We start from the raw sequence: 16284 nt of genomic DNA, 5'->3' as shown, positions 1-16284 counted from the left end.
CGGGCTTCTGCCCTTGCCCCCTGTACGACCCGCCACCGGCCGCATTCGTTGCCCTGCGGACCTGCTACGGATCCGTCCCGAATGTCACCGGTCCGCTACCGCGGATCGAGTCCCTCACCGAGGGCGGCGACGGCGGCCGGGCCGTGGCCGGCGGCGAGGAGGGGTGCACGGATGTCGTGCTCCAGGTCGGGCACGTAGCCGATCAGGACGTCGGCGGGGCCCTGGATGCGGACCTCGCCGAGGACGGCGGGGAGGACGAGGGTGCGGGCGCGGTCCAGAAGGCCGGTCCAGGAGCCGGCGGTGACGGTGACCGGGGCGCCCGCGTTGGTGAGGATCCGCACGGTGGTGAAGCGGTACGACAGGGGCGTCGCCGCAGCGGCGGACCAGCGTTCGAGGGCGAAGTGCGGGCCGGCGCACAGCACGGTGCGCACGACACCGTCCGCGGCGGGGACGCTCAGGCCTGGGTGGAACTCGGGCCGGGGGCCGGGGCGCCACTCGTCGAGGAGGCGGTCGAGGTTGGCGTGCCACTCGTGGTCGGGGACGGGCGAACCGTCCTCCATGCGGTGGCGCATGGCGTGCTGCTGGATGTCGGACGTCTGCTCGATCTCGTGGACGAGGGTGTCCGGACCGAAGCTGTGCAGGGTGCCGCCGGGGACGTAGACGGTCTGCCCCGCGCGGACCGGCAGGCGGCGCAGGACCGCTTCGAAGTCCTGGGCCAGCAGCGCCCGGCGCAGGGTGTCGCGGTCCACGCCGGGGCGTACGCCGACCAGGGCGGTCGCTCCGGGGGCGGCGTCCAGGACGTGCCAGGCCTCCGTCTTGCCGTTGGGTTCGCCCTCCAGGCGCCGGGCGGTGGCGTCGTCGGCGTGCAGATGCACCGGGAGGGCTCCGCGGCCGTCGATGAACTTGGTGAGCAGCGGGAAACGGGGGCCGGGCGGGAGCCGGTGGCCGAGCAGTTCCTCCGGGTGCTCGGCCGTGATCTGCCGCAGGGTGCGCCCGGCGAGGGGGCCGTCCAGGACGGTCGAGGCATCGCCCTCGACGTCGCTGACCTCCCACGTCTCGGCGACCGGCCCGTCGGGCAGGCCGGTGCGTCCCAGCCGCTCGGCGATGGCCCGGCCCCCGAAGACGTGCTGCTTGACGGGGCTGGTGAGCCGCAGCGGATGCCAGTCCACGTCCCTCCTCGAACGGGTCGGTGCCGGTGTCCGGCCGGGGTACCCCCGGGGCGCCGGGCGCATGCGTGCGGCAAGGGGCGGGTGAGCGAGGGGCCGCGGGCCGCGGATGCCGTCGCCTCGCGCCCGGCGCGCGCCCGGGCCCGGCCCGTGATCCGCTTCACACCGGCGCGAGGTGCGGGCCCGGGCCTAACAGGGCGTAAAGCGAACGAAGAATGGATAGGGGTCATACGGCGAAACGCCAGGAGTGTCCGACGTGCCCGGATGCCGGGTGCTGCGGCTTCAGGAGGGGGGAGCGCGCATGGACGGCCGGCCCTTGTATCTCGAACCGCGGCTGGAGCCGCGGCTGAGGTCGCTCGTGGCGGCGCACGGCACCCTGCACTCGCTCGCCGACGCACTGGGTTCGCCGGTGCACGTCGTGGTGCCGGACCAGATCGCCGAGAACGTGGAGCGGTTCCGTTCGGTGTATCGCGCTCACCATCTGCCGGGGCAGGTGTTCTACGCCCACAAGGCCAACCGTTCCAGTGCGTTGCTGCGGCGGCTCGCCGCGACGGACGCGGGCGTGGACGTCGCGTCGCTGGGTGAGTTGCAGCACGCACTGGGTGCCGGGTTCGGGGCCGGCCGGATCACGGCCACGGGCCCGAAGAACCCCGAGTTCCTGTGGCTGGCGGCGTGCACGGGCGTCACGGTCGGCGTCGACTCCGTCGCCGAACTGGACCAGCTCGCCGCCCTGGTGCGGGGGCACGCGCTCGCCCCGGTGCCGGTGCTGCTGCGGCTGTCGGGGTTCGAGGCGTCGGGTGTGCGGGTGCTGAGCCGGCGCAGCCGCTTCGGCACGCCCGTACGGGAGTTGGAGGCGCTGCTGGAGGCGGTCGGGCGGCATGCCGACGCGATCGCGCTGACCGGGGTGGCGTTCCATCTGGACACCACGAGCGTCGCGGAGAAGGCGACCGCCCTCGAAGGGAGCCTGGCGGCCCTGGAGTTGTGCCGCACGCGGGGGTTGCGGCCGCGGGCCGTGGACATCGGCGGCGGGTTCGGCGTCAGTTATCTCGCCGAGCGGGAGCAGTGGGAGGCGTACACGAGCGGGCTCACCTCCGCCGTCCTCGGCCGCCGCCCGCCCCTCGCCTGGGGCGGGCACGGCTACGGACTGCGGAACGAGTCCGGCACCCTGCGCGGCGCGCTCGGCCTCTACCCCGCCCACCGGCCCGTGGCGGGCGCGGCCTACCTGGACGAGCTGCTGTCTCAGCCCGCCGCCTCGCTGGGCGGCCGCCCGCTGGCCGCGCTGCTGCTGGAGCACCTATACGACCTGGACACCGAGCCCGGCCGGGCGCTGCTGGACCAGTGCGGACTCTCGTTGGCGCGGGTCCTGGAGGTCCGCTCCCAGGAGTCCGGCGGACCGCTGCTCGTCCGGCTGGCCGCGAAGGCGGACGACATCGCCCTGGAGGACCACGGAGTGCTGATGGACCCGGTCGTCGTCCCCGGAAGCGGAGCAGGTCCGGGTGAGGGGCCCGTCGCCGTGCACCTCTTCGGCAGTCTCTGCCTGGAGAGCGACCTGATCACCCGGCGCACGGTGTTCCTGCCGCGCCGTCCGGTCCCCGGCGATCTGCTGGCCTTCGCCAACACCGCGGGCTACGCCATGGATTTCCACGCCACTCGCGCCCAGCACCAGCCCGCCGCCCGCAAGGTCGCCGCCTGGCAGGACGGCGACGCGTGGCGCTGGTGCCTCGACGACCAGTTCTGGCCGATCACGCCTTCGGGGGGAGTCCAGTGAGGTACGACAGCATCACCGAGGCGATCGGCAACACCCCGCTGGTGCGGATCGATCCGGCCGTGCACGGTCTGCGCCACATCGACCTGTACGCCAAGCTGGAGATGCTCAATCCGTTCGGCTCGGTCAAGGACCGGGCGGCCTGGAGCATGGCGGGCCCCCTGCTGGCCGAGGCGGTCGAACACGGCAGCCGGGTGGTCGAGTTGTCCAGCGGCAACACGGCCAAGGCCCTCGCGGTCATCGCGGGCATGCACGGCCTGGGCTTCAAGAGCGTCACGAACCGGATGCGGGTGCCGGAGATCAAGGACCTCCTGCTGCTGCTCGGCGCGGAGATCGAGGAGCTGCCGGGGCAGAGCGAGTGCCTGGACCCGACCGCCACGGACGACCCGCTGACCCTCTTCCACCGGACGCTGTCGGCCTCCGGCAACGCCTATCTGCACACCGACCAGTACTTCAACCCGCGCAACACCGAGGCCCATCTCACCGGCACCGGGCCGGAGATCGTGAAGGACCTGGACGGCCGGGTCCCGGACTGGTTCGTCGCCTGTGTGGGGACCGCCGGTTCCTCCACGGGGGTGGCCCGCGCCCTGCGGGAGGAGGACCCGTCGGTACGGGTGGTCGGGCTGGTCGCGGCCAAGTCCGACTTCATACCCGGGATCCGCACCATCGACGAGGTGCAGGAGGTCGGCCTGTTCGACCCGGACACGTACGACACGATGGAGTCGGTGACCGCGGACGAGGCGATCGAGGGGATGCTCACCCTGAACCGCCGCTGCGGGATCCTGGGCGGCCCGACGGGAGGGGCGGCGTACTTCGGTGCCGTGCGGCATCTGCGGGCGCTGGACGAGGAGTCGGCCGAGCGCCGGTCGGCGGTGTTCATCGTCTGCGACCGGGTGGAGAGCTATCTGAGCTACGTCCGGCAGCGGCGCCCCGACCTGCTGGGCCGGCCGCACCGGAGGAACTCGCCGGCCGATCTGTCCGACGCCGAGGTCGGCCGGGCGCCGTCGGTCTCGGTGGCCGACGCCCGGCGCTGGATCGAGTCCGACCGGCCGCTGGTGGTCGACCTGCGCAGCCCGTTCGCGTACGCGGCGCTGCACATCGACGGTTCGGTGAACATCGTCGACGAACTGTTCGCCGAACTGGTCCAGGGCGGGTTGCCGTTCAGCCGGAGCCGGCCGGTGCTGCTGGCCTGCCCGGTGGGCGAGAAGTCCGCGCGGTACGCGGCGCTGCTGACCCGGATGGGCCACCCCGACGTGCGCAGCCTGGCCGGCGGCATCATCGCCTGGCGGGACGCGGGCGCGCCCCTGGTGCGGGACTGACCGGCATGACGGCGCCGATCACCCGTGAGGATCCGGGCCTGTGGCAGCAGGCGCTGCGCGCCCAGTTCCCCATCGTCACCGGGCACCCCGAGCTGGCGTACCTGGACAGCGCGGCCACGGCGCAGAAGCCGCAGGCCGTGCTGGACGCCGTGCGGACGTACCTGACCACGTCCAACGCCAACGCCGCGCGGGGTACCTACACCTGGGCCAACCGGACCACGGAGCTGGTCGAGCGGACCCGCGAGCGCGTCGCCCGCTTCCTCGGGGACGGCCGGCCCGAGGGCTCCGCCGTGCACTTCACGAGCGGCACGACCGAGGGGCTGCGGACCGTCGCCCGCGACTGGCTGCCCGGGTTCCTGCGCGACGGCGACGAGATCGTGGTGCCGGTCGCCGACCACCAGGCCAACATCACGCCCTGGCTGGAGGCCCAGGCGCTGCTCGCGCGGGAGGGCGTGCACGTCTCGGTGGTGCCGATGCCGTACCAGAGCGGCTCCGGGGACTACGACCACCGGGCGCTGGCCGAACGGGCCGGGCCACGCACCCGGTTCGTCGCCACCACCCATGTGCACCACGTGTACGGCGGCGACATGAACGTGCATCGCATCCGCGACGCCGTCGGTCCGGACGCGGTCATCTGCCTGGACGCCGCGCAGAGCGTCGGTCATCTGCCGGTCTCCGTGGCCGAGTTGGACGTGGACTTCGTCGTGTTCTCCGGGCACAAGGCGCTGGCCCTGCCCGGGTCGGGTGCGGTGTGGGCCCGGCAGGCGCGCGGCCCCGCCTTCGTGCCGGGCGGGTGGAGCGGCACCCCGAACACCGTGGGCATCGCCTCGCTCGAAGCGGCCCTGGACTGGCTGGAGTCGGCCGGTGTCGATCGCATCGAGCGGTGGACGGCCGACCTGGCGACCCGGCTCACCGAGGGGCTGCGCCGGCTGGACGCCTACGAGATCCTCGGCTGCCCCCTCAGTCTGGCGGCGGACACGACGGTGCAGCGCCGCCGGGGCATCGTGACGCTGCGGCACCGTGCCGTCGACTCGGGCGATCTCGGGTTCATCCTGTTCAGCCACGGCTTCATGGTCCGCTCCGACCATCACTGCCAGGGCGACGCGGGCGAGAAGACCGGTTCGGTGCGGGTGAGTCTGCATGTGTACAACACCGTTGAGGAGATCGACCGGCTGCTGTCCGTTCTCACCTCGCTTCAGTGAGGACGCCGACCGGGCGGACAGCACACCACCCGCTGGGCGTAATGAGAACCGTTTCCACCTGTAGGCTCGGACCGAAAGGTGTCAGGCGCGAGACGGCAAGGTGGCGCGAGCGGATGGGGCTGAGTCTGGCGACGGCGGAGCGATGGGTGGAGCGCTGGGAGCTCCAGCAGCAGCGGTACGCCGTGGACCGCGAGGAGCGGTTCACCGTGATCGCCGATGTCGTCGAACACGTCACCGCGGGGCGCGCGGGCCCGCCCCTCGTCGTCGACCTGGGCTGCGGGCCCGGCTCCCTCGCCGCCCGGCTGATCCGGCGGCTGCCCGACGCCGAGATCGTGGCCGTGGACCGGGATCCCGTCCTGCTGGAGCTGGGCCGCACCCACCACCCGGACGCGGCCCGCTACGTCGACACGGAGATCGGGGCGCCCGGCTGGGTGTGGGCACTGGACCTGGACCGGCCCATGGACGCGGCGGTGTCCACGACGGCCCTGCACTACCTCGACCGCGACACCCTGGCGCGCGTCTACCGCCAGCTCGCCGGCCTGCTGCGCCCCGGGGGCGTCCTCGTCAACGGCGACCACCTCCCCCAGGGCGGGACCGGCCCGGGCGCGATCGCCGCCCATGTCGGGCGGTGCCGTGCCGCCCGGCAACGGGTGTTCGCCCATGAGGACTGGGGCTCCTGGTGGGCCGCCGTCGCCGACGACCCGGAGCTGGCCGACCTCCTCGCCGAGCGCCGCCGCCGGGCGGCACCCCCCGGCACCTGCCGTCCCGCCGGACTCTCCCCGCGCGACCATCTGGAGCTGCTCCGGCAGGCGGGTTTCGGCCAGGCCGGACCGGTGTGGCAGTACGGCGACAGCTGCGTGATCGTGGCGGTGCGCTAGGGCGTCCCCGCGAAGCCCCTCCCGCCCGGCGCCTCACTCGGCCGCCCGGCGTCGGGTGGCGCGCACGGTCGGGCATTTACGACAATGCACGCAGATGTCGCCCTAGGGTGATGTCGCCGAGCCGCCCCCGGTGCGAGCGCCGGGAGCGGCCACACCCCCACGCGAGGAGCCCCCATGACCACCGCCGAGCACACCACCCACGAGAACCATGCGCACGCCCACGGCGAGGACTGCGGTCACCTCTCCTTCCCCCACGGCGACCACACCGACTACGCCCACGACGGGCACATCCACCGGATGCACGACGGCCACACCGACGAGTGCGCGCCCGCCGACCACGCGGTGCACCGGAACCACGACCACCAGCACGGCGACGACTGCGGCCATCTGGCCGTCCGGCACGACGACCACACGGACTACGTGCACGACGGCCACCGGCACGCCGCCCACGAGGGCCACTGGGACGACCACTGACACACGGCACCCCCACGCGGGAGCGGCGCGGCTCAGGTCAGGCTCTCCCAGTGGACGGTGCGGTCGCACCAGCGCTCCAGCAGGATCCGGTCGTGGCCGACGGCCAGCAGGGCGGCCCCGGTCGCGGCCCGGTAGTCCTCGACGGCCGCGACCAGGGCCGCCGCGGTGGAGGCGTCGAGCATCGCGGTCATCTCGTCGCACACCAGCACGCGCGGGCGCAGCACCAGGGCCCGGGCCAGGCAGGCGCGTTGCAGCTGCCCGTCGCTGACCTCGTGCGGGCGCCGGGTCAGCAGATCGGGGGTGAGGCCGACGACCGGGGCCAGCTCGGCCACCCGGCCGGGGACTTCGCCGCCCCGGCCGGTGGCGCGCAGGGGTTCGGCGATCAGGTCGGTGAGCGGCAGCCGGGGATCGGCGGAGAGCCTGGCCTGCTGGAAGACGACCCCGAAGGCGGTGCGCAGGGCGCGTGGGGCGCGGTGGCGCCAGCGCCGTACGGGCCGGCCGTCGAGGAGCAGGGTGCCGGAGTCGGGGCGGTGCAGCAGGGCCGCGACCCGCGCGAGGGTGGACTTGCCGCAGCCGCTCGGTCCGAGCAGGCCGACGGACTCGCCCGGCGCGACGGTCAGGGAGACGTCGCGGACCACCGGCGCGTTCCTGACGTATCCGGCGGTGATGGAGCTCAGTTCAAGCACGGACGTCCTCCGGCACGTGCGGGTGGTGGCAGGCGACCGTGCCGGTGGGCGGCTCGGTGGCGCAGATGTCGGTGGCGCGGTCGCAGCGGGCGGCGAAGGCGCAGCCGGCCGGGAGGTCGCCGAGTTCGGGCGGCATGCCGGGGATGGGGGTGAAGGCGCGCTCGGGCAGGGCCCGGAGCAGACCGCGGCTGTAGGGGTGACGGGGCCCGGGCGCGCCGAAGAAGGCGGCGGCGTCGGAGAGTTCGACGATGCGGCCCGCGTACATGACGGCGACCCGGTCGGCGATGCGCTCGGCTGCCGCCAGATCGTGGGTGATCATCAGCAGGGCGCGTCCCCGGCCGCTCTCCCCCGGGCCGTCGACGTGCCGCCGCAGTTCGTCGACGGTACGGTCCACCAGGTCGCGGTCGAGTCCGGTGGTCGGTTCGTCGGCGAGCAGCAGGGGCGCGTCACCGGCCAGGGCGAGGGCGGTGGCGGCGCGCTGGGCGAGGCCGCCGGAGAGCTGGTGGGGGTGGCGGTCGAGGTGGTCGGCGGGGAACGCGGCCCGTTCGGCGGCGGCCTCGGCGGCGGTCCGCAGGGCGGCCCGGCCCCGGGTGGCGGTCAACGCGGCGACCGTCTCCTCCAGTTGGGAGCGGACGGTGCGGACCGGGGTGAGGTGGGCGGCCGGGCTCTGCGGTACGAGGCCGATGAGCCGTCCGCGTACGGTGCGGGCGAGGGTCCGCTCGTCGGCCGTGAGCAGGTCCAGGTCGCCGAGGAGGGCCGAGCCGGCGGTCTGGGCGTTGCCGGGGAGCAGTCCGAGCAAGGCGGAGGCCAGGACGGACTTGCCGCAGCCGCTCTCGCCGATCAGGGCCAGGCACTCGCCGGGCGCCACGTCGAACCGGGCGTCGCTGACGGCGGCGACGCGGCGCCCGCCCGGCATGAGGAACCGCACGGAGAGTCCCCGGACGGACAGCACGGGGGCCAGGGGGCCCGGGCCGGCGCTCACAGCATCAGCTCCGATCGGTGACGCGGGTTGATCCGCTCCCGCCAGGCCCCGGCGAGTCCGGCGACGGCGAGGGTCGGGACGATGAGGAAGAGGCCCGGGAAGAGGGTCGGCCACCACTGGCCGGCGAGGAGGGAGCCGCGGGCGCTCTGGACGAGGGTGCCGAGGCTCGCCGTGTGGGTGGGCAGTCCGAGGCCGAGGAAGGACAGCGCGGACTCGTGCCACATGGCGTGCGGCACCATCAGCACGGCGGCGAGCGCGGCCTGGGGCAGCACGGCGGGCAGGAGGTGCCGTACGGTCACCCGCCACCGGGAGGCCCCGCCGGAGACGGCGGCGTCGATGTACGGCCTCGACCGCAGCGACAACACCTCGGCGCGCACGATGCGGGCCGTGGACAGCCAGTGGGTCAGCGCGACCGAGATCACCACCGGCCACACCCCGGGGCGGAACATGGCGACGATGAAGATGCCGAGCAGCAGATGCGGCACGGACGAGAAGGTGTCGACGACCCGCATCAGGGCCCGGTCGGCCCAGCCGCCCAGTGCCCCCGCCGCCGCGCCCACAGCCGTGCCGACGACGGTCGCGGTCAGCGCCGCCGTCACGCCGACGAGGAGCGAGACGCGCAGGCCGTAGACGCAGCGCAGCAGCAGATCGCGGCCGACGTCGTCGGTGCCGAACGGGTGGGACCAGGACGGCGGTCGCAGCTTGGCGGCGAGGTCCACGGCCTGCTGGTCGAGCTGGACCAGCGGCGGCACGAGCAGCACGGCGAGGACGGTCGCGGCCACCAGCGCGGCGGAGGTCCGCACGCGCAGGGCGCGGGTGGAGCGGCGCCGCGGTCCGTGCGAGCGCCACTCGGTCTTCTCCGGGGCGGCGGCGGGCGCCGGTGCGTCACATGTCACTGAGCTTCACCCTCGGGTCGAACAGTCCGCAGAGCAGGTCGGCGAGCAGGTTCCCGGCGAGCACGGCGGCGGTGGCCAGGGTCGTCAGGGCGGCGAGCAGCGGGAAGTCGACGGCGGTGGCCGCCTCGACGGTGGCGGCGGCGATGCCGGGCCAGCTGAAGACGCTCTCCACCAGCAGCGCGCCGGTGATGAGTTCGGGCACGCGGGAGCCGATGAGGGTGAGCACCGGCAGCAGCCCGGAGCGCAGGGCGTGGCCGAGCAGGACGGTGCGTTCGCTCAGACCGCGGGCCCGGGCGCCGCGTACGGGGTCCTCCGCCAGGGCGTCGCCGACGCCCTGGCGTACGTAGAGGGTGAACCACGGCAGTTGGGACACGGCGAGGACACCGGCGGGCAGGAGGAGGTGGCTCAGCACCTGGCCCGGCGTGACCTGTTCACTGCCGGTGTCGGTCAGGCCGCCCGCCGGGAGGACGTCCCACTGGAGGGCGAACAGCCAGACGGCGAGCAGCGCGATCCAGAAGACCGGTGCCGCCTCCAGGGTGTAGGCGAGGGAGGTGACGGTCCGGTCGGCGAGCGAGCCGGGGCGGCGGGCGGCGAGCACGCCGAGGACCGTGCCCACCAGCACGGCGACGGCGAAGGCCACCGCGCAGAGCAGCGCGGACCACACGAGCCGTTCGCCGATGACCCGGGCGACCGGCTGCCGCATCACGCTGGAGTGGCCGAGGTCGCCGGTGAGCGCGGAGGTCAGCCAGTGCCACCAGCGGGCGGCGAAGGGCCGGTCCACGCCGAGGTTGTCGCGCAGCCGGTCCAGGGTCTCCTGGTCGGCGCCGAGCGCGGCGGTCCCGGCGTCGGCCTTGACGGGGTCGAACGGGGAGGCGGCGGCGATCGCGAACACGGCGAAGGTGACGACGAGCAGGACGGGGACGGCGAACAGCGCCCGCCGTCCCGCCAGCCGTGCCATCGCGCCCCAGGGCGCTCGGGTCACTGCTTCGGCCGCCAGTCCTCGATGTTCCACCAGGGGCCGCTGGCGAAGCCGTGCTCGTGCGGCTCCAGCTGGGTGGTCAGGCCCTCCCAGCGGTCGGCCAGGACGTAGAGGTGGTCGATGTGGGTGAGGAAGGTGTAGCCGGGGTCCTGCACCAGGGCGCGCTGGAGCTTGTCGTAGGCGGCGCGGCGGGTCCGCGGGTCCTGGCCGCGGCGGCCCTCGTCCAGGGCCCGGTCCACGGCGGGGTTGTCGTAGCGGGCCATGTTATTGAAGCCGTCGCCGGCCAGGGAGGAGTGCAGCAGGGTGTAGAGGCCGAAGTCGGGGTCGCCGGTGCTGCCGAAGCCGGCGAGCACGGCCGTGTCCTTCATGCGCGGCTCGATGACCTCCCAGGTGGCGCTCTCCACCGTCACGTCGATGCCGGCCTTCCTGGCGTCGGAGGCGTAGGCGAGGGCGTGGTCCTGGCGGACCTTGTCGCCGGAGGGGTAGAGCAGGTCGAAGGCCGCCCGCTGTCCGCCCTTGGCTCGGATGCCGTCCCTGCCGGGCTTCCAGCCGGCCTCGTCCAGGATCCTTCGGGCCTTGCCGAGGTCGTGTGTGCGCTCGATGTCCTCGGTGAACGCGGGGTCGTCGACGGGCAGCGGCCCGTAGGCCGGGCGGCCGGCGCCGTCGAGGATCTTGTCGACCATGGCCTCGCGGTCGACGGCGGCGTCGAGGGCCCGCCGGATCGCGCGATCGCCGGTGACCTTGTTCGCGGTGGGCAGGGTGACGGCCCGGAAGTCGTAGGAGCGGGCCTGGTGGGTGCGCTGGGCGTCGTCGTGCTTGAACGTGGCGGCGAGGTTGGGCGGGAGGACCGCGCCGTCGAGGTCGCCGGAGCGCAGCCGGGTGGCGCGTACGTTGTCGTCGCCGATGACGGCCATGGTGAAGGTCTTCACCTTGGGCCTGCCGCCCCAGTAGCGGGGGTTGGCCTTGAAGGTGAGCTTCTCGCCCTTGCTCCAGCCGCTGAGGACGTAGGGGCCGGTGCCGACCGGCTCGGTGTTGAAGGAGCCGGTGTTGGGGTCCTGCTCGCCGGCTATGTGCTCGGGGACGATGGGCAGGACGGTGCGGGCGGCGAAGGGGGCGTAGGGGTACTTGAGCGTGAAGACGACCCGGTCGTCACCGCGTGCGCGGACGGTGTCGACGGCGTCCAGCTCGCTCTTGAAGGTGTTGTTGGTCTTGGCGTCGAGGACGGTCCGGTACGTGTAGACGACGTCGGCGGCCGTGAGCGGTTCGCCGTCGCTGAACTCGACCCCGTCGCGCAGGGTGTAGGTGTAGGTGCGGCCGCCGTCGGTGATCTTCGGCAGCTCGGCCGCCAGCGCGGGCTTCAGCTTCAGGCCGGCGTCGCGGGCGAGGAGCCCGTCGAAGATCTTGGAGTTGCCGTCCTTGCCGTAGCCGAGCAGCGGGCTGAGGGTGTCGGGTTCGGAGGCCACCCCGAGCACGACCGTGCCGGCGGACCTGTCGTCGCCCGAACCGCCGCCGCCGCTGGGAGCCGAACAGGCGGTGACCGCCGTGGCCAGCGCCGCCGTGACGGCGGCCCCTCGTATCCGACGGGTCGACATGTGACCTCACACCCTTGTTGCCATCGTAAGGCTATTGCAAAGACATCGCAATTAAACAGGATCGGCGGGCGCCCCGGATCCGGGGCGCCCGCCGACGCGTTCGCTGTGGTGCTCAGGCCTGGGTCAGGGTGATGTCCTGGCCGCGGACCGCGTGGAAGGTGGGCAGCGGCAGACCGCTGAAGGTGCGCAGTTCCATCACGGTGGCCTCCACGTGGGCCACCCCGGCCATGAGCGAGCCCGTCGCGGTCCGGCCCGTGTTCACCCAGCGGTGCTCCGCGCCGTCGCACACGGCGCGGGTGCCGCCGATGCCGTAGCGGGTCGGGGAGACACCCTGACGCACCGAGGAGCTGACGAAGACCGGGCCGCTGGAGCTCACGCAACGGTAGGTGCCGGACAGGGTGACGGTGCCGTCGGCGGCGAGGCGGCCCACGGGGTCGACCGTCACGGAACCGGCCGGGGCGAGGACGGACGCGCCGGCGGGGGCCGCGCCGGCGCCGGTGAGCAGGAGCAGCGCGGCACCGGCCGCCGCGCCGAGAAGGGGACGTACACGCATGGGGGAAACCTCCCGAAAGGAGCGGAATTGCGTCTTCCACTCGTACCGGCCCTCCGGGTCGGCGCCCGTGACCCTCACCCCTTCGGTGGCGAGTTGGCGCCGGCCGTCGTGGAACCGTCCGGGGAATGTCCTGGGCGTGTCACGCTTCCCGTCGGGCCGTTCCGATGAGTCCGGCACGGGAGGATGGTCTGACTGTGAGCGTCGTGCGAATCCTTCGGACGGCCCTACCGACGTGGAGGTGCGCCATGTGTGCCCACCAGCCCCAGTGCCCCGCGACCGACTCCCCCGCCGCGCACGTCGTCGCGGCCCGCCCCGAGCAGGGCTGGAGCCTGCTGTGCGACGGGACGGTCGTCTTCGACGACACCGGCGAACTGCTCCCCGACGGCCGTGTGGTGCAGCCGCGCCGGGCGGCGGCGCAGCTGGCCGTCGCGGCCTGAGCCGGGCGTCGGACTCGGGCCGTGCGCGGGACGCTCTACGGCAGGACCGCGAAGCCGTCGAGTTCCACCATCGCCTCCGCGTCCCAGAGCCGGACCACCTGGACGACCGCCATGGCGGGGTAGTCGCGCCCGGCCGACGCCCGCCACAGGCGGCCCAGTTCGGGCGCGTGCGCGCGGTACGCCTCGACGTCCGTGGCGTAGACGGTGACGCGGGCCAGGTCGGACGGTGTGCCGCCGGCCGCTGCCAGGGCGGCCAGCAGGTTGGTGAGGGCATTCTCGAACTGCTCGGGCAGGGTCCGCCCCACCACCTTGCCGTCGGTGTCCAGGGCGGTCTGGCCCGCCAGGAACACCACACGTGAGCCGCGGGCCACGACGGCGTGGGAGAAGCCGGCCGGCGGGGACAGCTCGGGCGGGTTGACGCGCTCGGTGCTCACCGGTCCTCCTGACGGGCGTACAGCTCCTTGGCGATGATGCCGCGTTGCACCTCGCTGGCCCCCTCGTAGATGCGCGGGGCGCGCACCTCGCGGTAGAGGTGTTCGAGCAGGTGGCCGCGTTGCAGAGCCCGGGCGCCGTGCAGTTGGACGGCCGTGTCGACGACGTACTGCGCGGTCTCGGTGGCGAGCAGTTTCGCCATGGCGGAGCGCCGGGGCACGTCCGGGGAGTCCGCGTCGTACGCCGACGCCGCCGCGAGGACCATCAGCCGGGCGGCCTCGGTGCGCAGGGCCATCTCGGCGACCTGGTGCGAGACGGCCTGCAGATCCCGCAAGGTGCCCCCGAAGGCGTGACGTCCGGCGGTGTGGCCGAGGGTCGCGTCGAGGGCCGCCTGCGCCATGCCGACCGCGAACGCGCCGACGCTGGGCCGGAACAGGTTGAGCGTCCCCATGGCGACCCGGAAGCCGTGGTCCACCTCCCCGAGCACGTCGTCGGCCGTCACGGGCACGGCGTCGAAGTCGAGTGCGCCGATCGGATGCGGCGAGAGCATGTCGAGAGCGCGGCCGGTCAGGCCCGGGCGGTCGGCGGGCACGAGGAAGGCCGTGACCCCGCGTGCCCCGGCGTCGGGACCGGTGCGGGCGAAGACGGTGTAGAAGTCGGCGCCGGGGGCGTTGGAGATCCAGCACTTCTCTCCGGTGAGGCGCCAGCCTGCTGAGCCGTCGGGGGCGGTGGTGAGGGCCGTACCGGCCGGGTTGCCGCTGTCTCGCGGCGCGTCCGGCTCCGCTCGCAGCGCCAGCGCCGCCGCGTCCGATCCGGCCCCCGGCTCGCTCAGCGCGAAGGCCGCGATCGCCGTGCCGTCGGCCACCCGCGGGAGCCACCGGGCGCGCTGTGCCGGTGTGCCGTACGCGTGCACCGGGTGGGCGCCCAGCCCCTGGAGGGCCAGGGCCGTCTCGGCCTCCGTGCAGGCGTAGGCGAGGGACTCGCGCATCAGGCACAGGTCGAGCGCACCCGAGGTGAACAGGCGCCCGAGCAGTCCGAGGCCGCCGAGTTCGGCGACCAGGGCACGGTTGACCTGCCCCGGTTCCCCCTTGTCCGCCAGCGGGCGGAGCCGTTCCGCGGCCAGGGCGCGCAGTTCGGCGCACCAGGCGAGTTGTGCCGGTTCGAGCGAGAATGCGGTCATCGCCGGTCCCTTCTCCGCCACCCTGCGTTCCGGCCGGGTCACTCCGAGGCTATCGCGGACCGTTGACTGTCGTCACCAACACGATACGCTCCAGGGGCGAGCCCACCACGCCGAGGGGGCAACCGTATGAACGCACGGGGCACTGCCCACGTCGACACCTTCACCCGGGACCATCTGCCACCCCCCGACCAATGGCCCGAACTCCGTTTCGACCTGCCGGAGCTGCACTACCCCGAACGGCTCAACAGCGCCGCCGAGTTGCTCAACGGCCCGCCCGACGACCGCCCCGTCTTCCACACCGGGACCGGCGCGTCGTGGACGTACGGCGAGCTGCGGGCCCGGGTGGACCGCGTCGCCCATCTGCTCACCGGCGGACTCGGGGTCGTCCCCGGCAACCGGGTGCTGCTGCGCGGCCCCACCACCCCGTGGCTCGCGGCCTGCTGGCTGGCGGTGCTGAAGGCCGGGGCCGTGGCGGTCACGGTGCTCGCCCAGCAGCGCCCGCACGAACTGAGCACGATGTGCGAGATCGCGCGGGTGCGGCACGCCCTGTGCGACGTCCGGGCCGTCGACGACCTCGCCAAGGCCGAGATCCCCGGCCTGAGGATCACGACCTACGGCGGTGACGCCCCGGACGACCTGTTCAACCTCGCGGCGCCCCCGAGGCCGTTCGAGGCCGTCGCGACCTCGGCCGACGACGTGGCACTGATCGCCTTCACCTCCGGCACCACCGGCCGCCCCAAGGGCTGTATGCACTTCCACCGGGACGTCCTGGCGATCGCCGACACCTTCTCCCGGCACGTCCTCGGGCCCCGCCCGGACGACGTGTTCACCGGCAGCCCCCCGCTCGGCTTCACCTTCGGCCTCGGCGGGCTGGTGGTCTTCCCGCTGCGGGCCGGCGCGAGCGCGCTGCTGCTCGAACAGGCGGGGCCCCGGCAGTTGCTGCCCGCCATCGCCCGGCACCGGGTCTCGGTGCTGTTCACCGCGCCGACGGCGTACCGCGCGATGCTCGGCGAGCTCGACGGGCACGACGTCTCCTCGCTGCGCCGCTGCGTCTCGGCCGGCGAGAATCTGCCGGCGGCCACCTGGCAGGCCTGGCACGAGCGCACGGGTCTGCGCGTCATCAACGGCATCGGCGCCACCGAGCTGCTGCACATCTTCATCTCCGCGGCCGGCGACCGGATCCGGCCCGGGACGACGGGCGTTCCGGTGCCGGGCTGGCAGGCGCGCGTGCAGGACGCGGACGGCAAGCCCGTGCCCGACGGGCAGCCGGGGCTGCTCGCCGTGCGCGGACCGGTCGGCTGCCGCTACCTCGCCGACCCGCGGCAGCGGGACTACGTGCGCGACGGCTGGAACATCACCGGCGACACCTACGTCCGCGACCCCGACGGATACTTCCGCTACGTCGCCCGCGCCGACGACATGATCATCTCGGCCGGCTACAACATCGCCGGGCCCGAGGTGGAGGACGCGCTGCTGCGGCATCCGGACGTGGTGGAGGCGGCGGTCGTGGGGCGGCCCGACGAGGCCCGCGGGCAGGTCGTGCAGGCCTTCGCCGTCCTCAAGGAGGGCGCGCGGCGGGACGCCGAGGCGCTGCGCGCCTTCGTCAAGAGCGAGCTGGCACCGTACAAGTGCCCGCGCGAGATCGTCTTCCTGGACGCGTTGCCGCGCACGGCCACCGGCAAGCTCCAGCGGTTCAGACTGCGCGCCCCGGGGGTACCGGAAGGCGACCGGGACTGATCCGTA

At 73.8% G+C, this 16284-nt stretch carries 16 protein-coding genes; 7 read left to right on the top strand and 9 right to left on the bottom strand.

Annotation, left to right across the window (positions count from 1 at the left end):
* Positions 1-95: 95 nt before the first annotated feature.
* On the bottom strand, positions 96-1169 hold the full coding sequence (locus tag AC0665_RS21585; protein ID WP_478604139.1) for a type I phosphomannose isomerase catalytic subunit: 1074 nt from the start codon (positions 1167-1169) through the stop codon (positions 96-98).
* 298 nt (positions 1170-1467) lie between these two features.
* Between AC0665_RS21585 and AC0665_RS21580 the strand changes: the two genes are divergently transcribed.
* The 5 genes from AC0665_RS21580 to AC0665_RS21560 all read left to right on the top strand — a co-directional run bounded on the left by AC0665_RS21580 (position 1468) and on the right by AC0665_RS21560 (position 6804).
* On the top strand, positions 1468-2934 hold the full coding sequence (locus AC0665_RS21580; RefSeq protein WP_478705598.1) for a Y4yA family PLP-dependent enzyme: 1467 nt from the start codon (positions 1468-1470) through the stop codon (positions 2932-2934).
* Positions 2931-4250, top strand: a complete 1320-nt coding sequence (locus AC0665_RS21575) for a pyridoxal-phosphate dependent enzyme (protein WP_478705597.1) — start codon at positions 2931-2933, stop codon at positions 4248-4250. The genes AC0665_RS21580 and AC0665_RS21575 overlap by 4 nt, the downstream gene beginning before the upstream one ends.
* Positions 4251-4255: 5 nt before the next feature.
* A complete protein-coding gene (locus tag AC0665_RS21570; protein ID WP_468402814.1) occupies positions 4256-5452 on the top strand; it encodes an aminotransferase class V-fold PLP-dependent enzyme in 1197 nt (398 codons plus the stop codon).
* Between the two features lie 113 nt (positions 5453-5565).
* Positions 5566-6330, top strand: coding sequence for a class I SAM-dependent methyltransferase (locus tag AC0665_RS21565; RefSeq protein ID WP_478705596.1), 765 nt, complete (start codon positions 5566-5568; stop codon positions 6328-6330).
* Between the two features lie 174 nt (positions 6331-6504).
* On the top strand, positions 6505-6804 hold the full coding sequence (locus AC0665_RS21560; protein ID WP_478604154.1) for a hypothetical protein: 300 nt from the start codon (positions 6505-6507) through the stop codon (positions 6802-6804).
* 32 nt (positions 6805-6836) lie between these two features.
* Here the strand turns inward: AC0665_RS21560 and AC0665_RS21555 are convergent, their stop codons facing one another.
* The 6 genes from AC0665_RS21555 to AC0665_RS21530 all read right to left on the bottom strand — a co-directional run bounded on the left by AC0665_RS21555 (position 6837) and on the right by AC0665_RS21530 (position 12492).
* Positions 6837-7490 carry an ABC transporter ATP-binding protein gene (locus tag AC0665_RS21555; RefSeq protein ID WP_478604157.1) on the bottom strand — a complete coding sequence of 218 codons (654 nt, stop codon included), beginning with the start codon at positions 7488-7490 and terminating at the stop codon, positions 6837-6839.
* The gene (locus AC0665_RS21550; protein WP_478705712.1) at positions 7483-8406 is read right to left on the bottom strand and encodes an ABC transporter ATP-binding protein; all 924 of its coding nucleotides are present in this window, start codon (positions 8404-8406) and stop codon (positions 7483-7485) included. Before AC0665_RS21550 ends, AC0665_RS21555 begins: the two co-directional genes overlap by 8 nt.
* Positions 8407-8468: 62 nt before the next feature.
* On the bottom strand, positions 8469-9368 hold the full coding sequence (locus AC0665_RS21545; protein WP_478510438.1) for an ABC transporter permease: 900 nt from the start codon (positions 9366-9368) through the stop codon (positions 8469-8471).
* A complete protein-coding gene (locus tag AC0665_RS21540; RefSeq protein ID WP_478705711.1) occupies positions 9358-10326 on the bottom strand; it encodes an ABC transporter permease in 969 nt (322 codons plus the stop codon). The genes AC0665_RS21545 and AC0665_RS21540 overlap by 11 nt, the downstream gene beginning before the upstream one ends.
* A gap of 20 nt (positions 10327-10346) precedes the next feature.
* The gene (locus AC0665_RS21535; RefSeq protein ID WP_478705595.1) at positions 10347-11939 is read right to left on the bottom strand and encodes an ABC transporter substrate-binding protein; all 1593 of its coding nucleotides are present in this window, start codon (positions 11937-11939) and stop codon (positions 10347-10349) included.
* 112 nt (positions 11940-12051) lie between these two features.
* Positions 12052-12492, bottom strand: coding sequence for a DUF6299 family protein (locus AC0665_RS21530; RefSeq protein WP_468631574.1), 441 nt, complete (start codon positions 12490-12492; stop codon positions 12052-12054).
* 245 nt (positions 12493-12737) lie between these two features.
* Between AC0665_RS21530 and AC0665_RS21525 the strand changes: the two genes are divergently transcribed.
* Positions 12738-12929 (top strand): DUF5999 family protein, encoded by a 192-nt coding sequence (locus tag AC0665_RS21525; RefSeq protein WP_468402800.1) that lies wholly within the window; start codon positions 12738-12740, stop codon positions 12927-12929.
* A 35-nt stretch (positions 12930-12964) separates the two neighbouring features.
* Here the strand turns inward: AC0665_RS21525 and AC0665_RS21520 are convergent, their stop codons facing one another.
* Both AC0665_RS21520 and AC0665_RS21515 read right to left on the bottom strand, forming a co-directional pair.
* Positions 12965-13363 (bottom strand): RidA family protein, encoded by a 399-nt coding sequence (locus tag AC0665_RS21520; RefSeq protein WP_478705594.1) that lies wholly within the window; start codon positions 13361-13363, stop codon positions 12965-12967.
* Positions 13360-14541 (bottom strand): acyl-CoA dehydrogenase family protein, encoded by a 1182-nt coding sequence (locus tag AC0665_RS21515; protein WP_478705593.1) that lies wholly within the window; start codon positions 14539-14541, stop codon positions 13360-13362. Before AC0665_RS21515 ends, AC0665_RS21520 begins: the two co-directional genes overlap by 4 nt.
* A gap of 126 nt (positions 14542-14667) precedes the next feature.
* Here AC0665_RS21515 and AC0665_RS21510 point away from each other — a divergent pair, with 126 nt between their 5' ends.
* Positions 14668-16278, top strand: coding sequence for an AMP-binding protein (locus AC0665_RS21510; protein ID WP_468402794.1), 1611 nt, complete (start codon positions 14668-14670; stop codon positions 16276-16278).
* Positions 16279-16284 lie beyond the last annotated feature (6 nt).

This window comes from Streptomyces sp. NPDC043685, from assembly GCF_056436585.1.
This window is presented reverse-complemented; position numbering and strand designations above follow the sequence as displayed.

Bases quoted from the DNA above. Each gene is read 5' to 3' on its own strand.
- AC0665_RS21580 (WP_478705598.1), top strand. From the start codon at position 1,468: ATGGACGGCCGGCCCTTGTATCTCGAACCGCGGCTGGAGCCGCGGCTG.
- AC0665_RS21570 (WP_468402814.1), top strand. From the start codon at position 4,256: ATGACGGCGCCGATCACCCGTGAGGATCCGGGCCTGTGGCAGCAGGCG.
- AC0665_RS21565 (WP_478705596.1), top strand. From the start codon at position 5,566: ATGGGGCTGAGTCTGGCGACGGCGGAGCGATGGGTGGAGCGCTGGGAG.
- AC0665_RS21560 (WP_478604154.1), top strand. From the start codon at position 6,505: ATGACCACCGCCGAGCACACCACCCACGAGAACCATGCGCACGCCCAC.
- AC0665_RS21550 (WP_478705712.1), bottom strand. From the start codon at position 8,406: ATGCCGGGCGGGCGCCGCGTCGCCGCCGTCAGCGACGCCCGGTTCGAC.
- AC0665_RS21540 (WP_478705711.1), bottom strand. From the start codon at position 10,326: ATGGCACGGCTGGCGGGACGGCGGGCGCTGTTCGCCGTCCCCGTCCTG.
- AC0665_RS21535 (WP_478705595.1), bottom strand. From the start codon at position 11,939: ATGTCGACCCGTCGGATACGAGGGGCCGCCGTCACGGCGGCGCTGGCC.
- AC0665_RS21530 (WP_468631574.1), bottom strand. From the start codon at position 12,492: ATGCGTGTACGTCCCCTTCTCGGCGCGGCGGCCGGTGCCGCGCTGCTC.
- AC0665_RS21525 (WP_468402800.1), top strand. From the start codon at position 12,738: ATGTGTGCCCACCAGCCCCAGTGCCCCGCGACCGACTCCCCCGCCGCG.
- AC0665_RS21515 (WP_478705593.1), bottom strand. From the start codon at position 14,541: ATGACCGCATTCTCGCTCGAACCGGCACAACTCGCCTGGTGCGCCGAA.
- AC0665_RS21510 (WP_468402794.1), top strand. From the start codon at position 14,668: ATGAACGCACGGGGCACTGCCCACGTCGACACCTTCACCCGGGACCAT.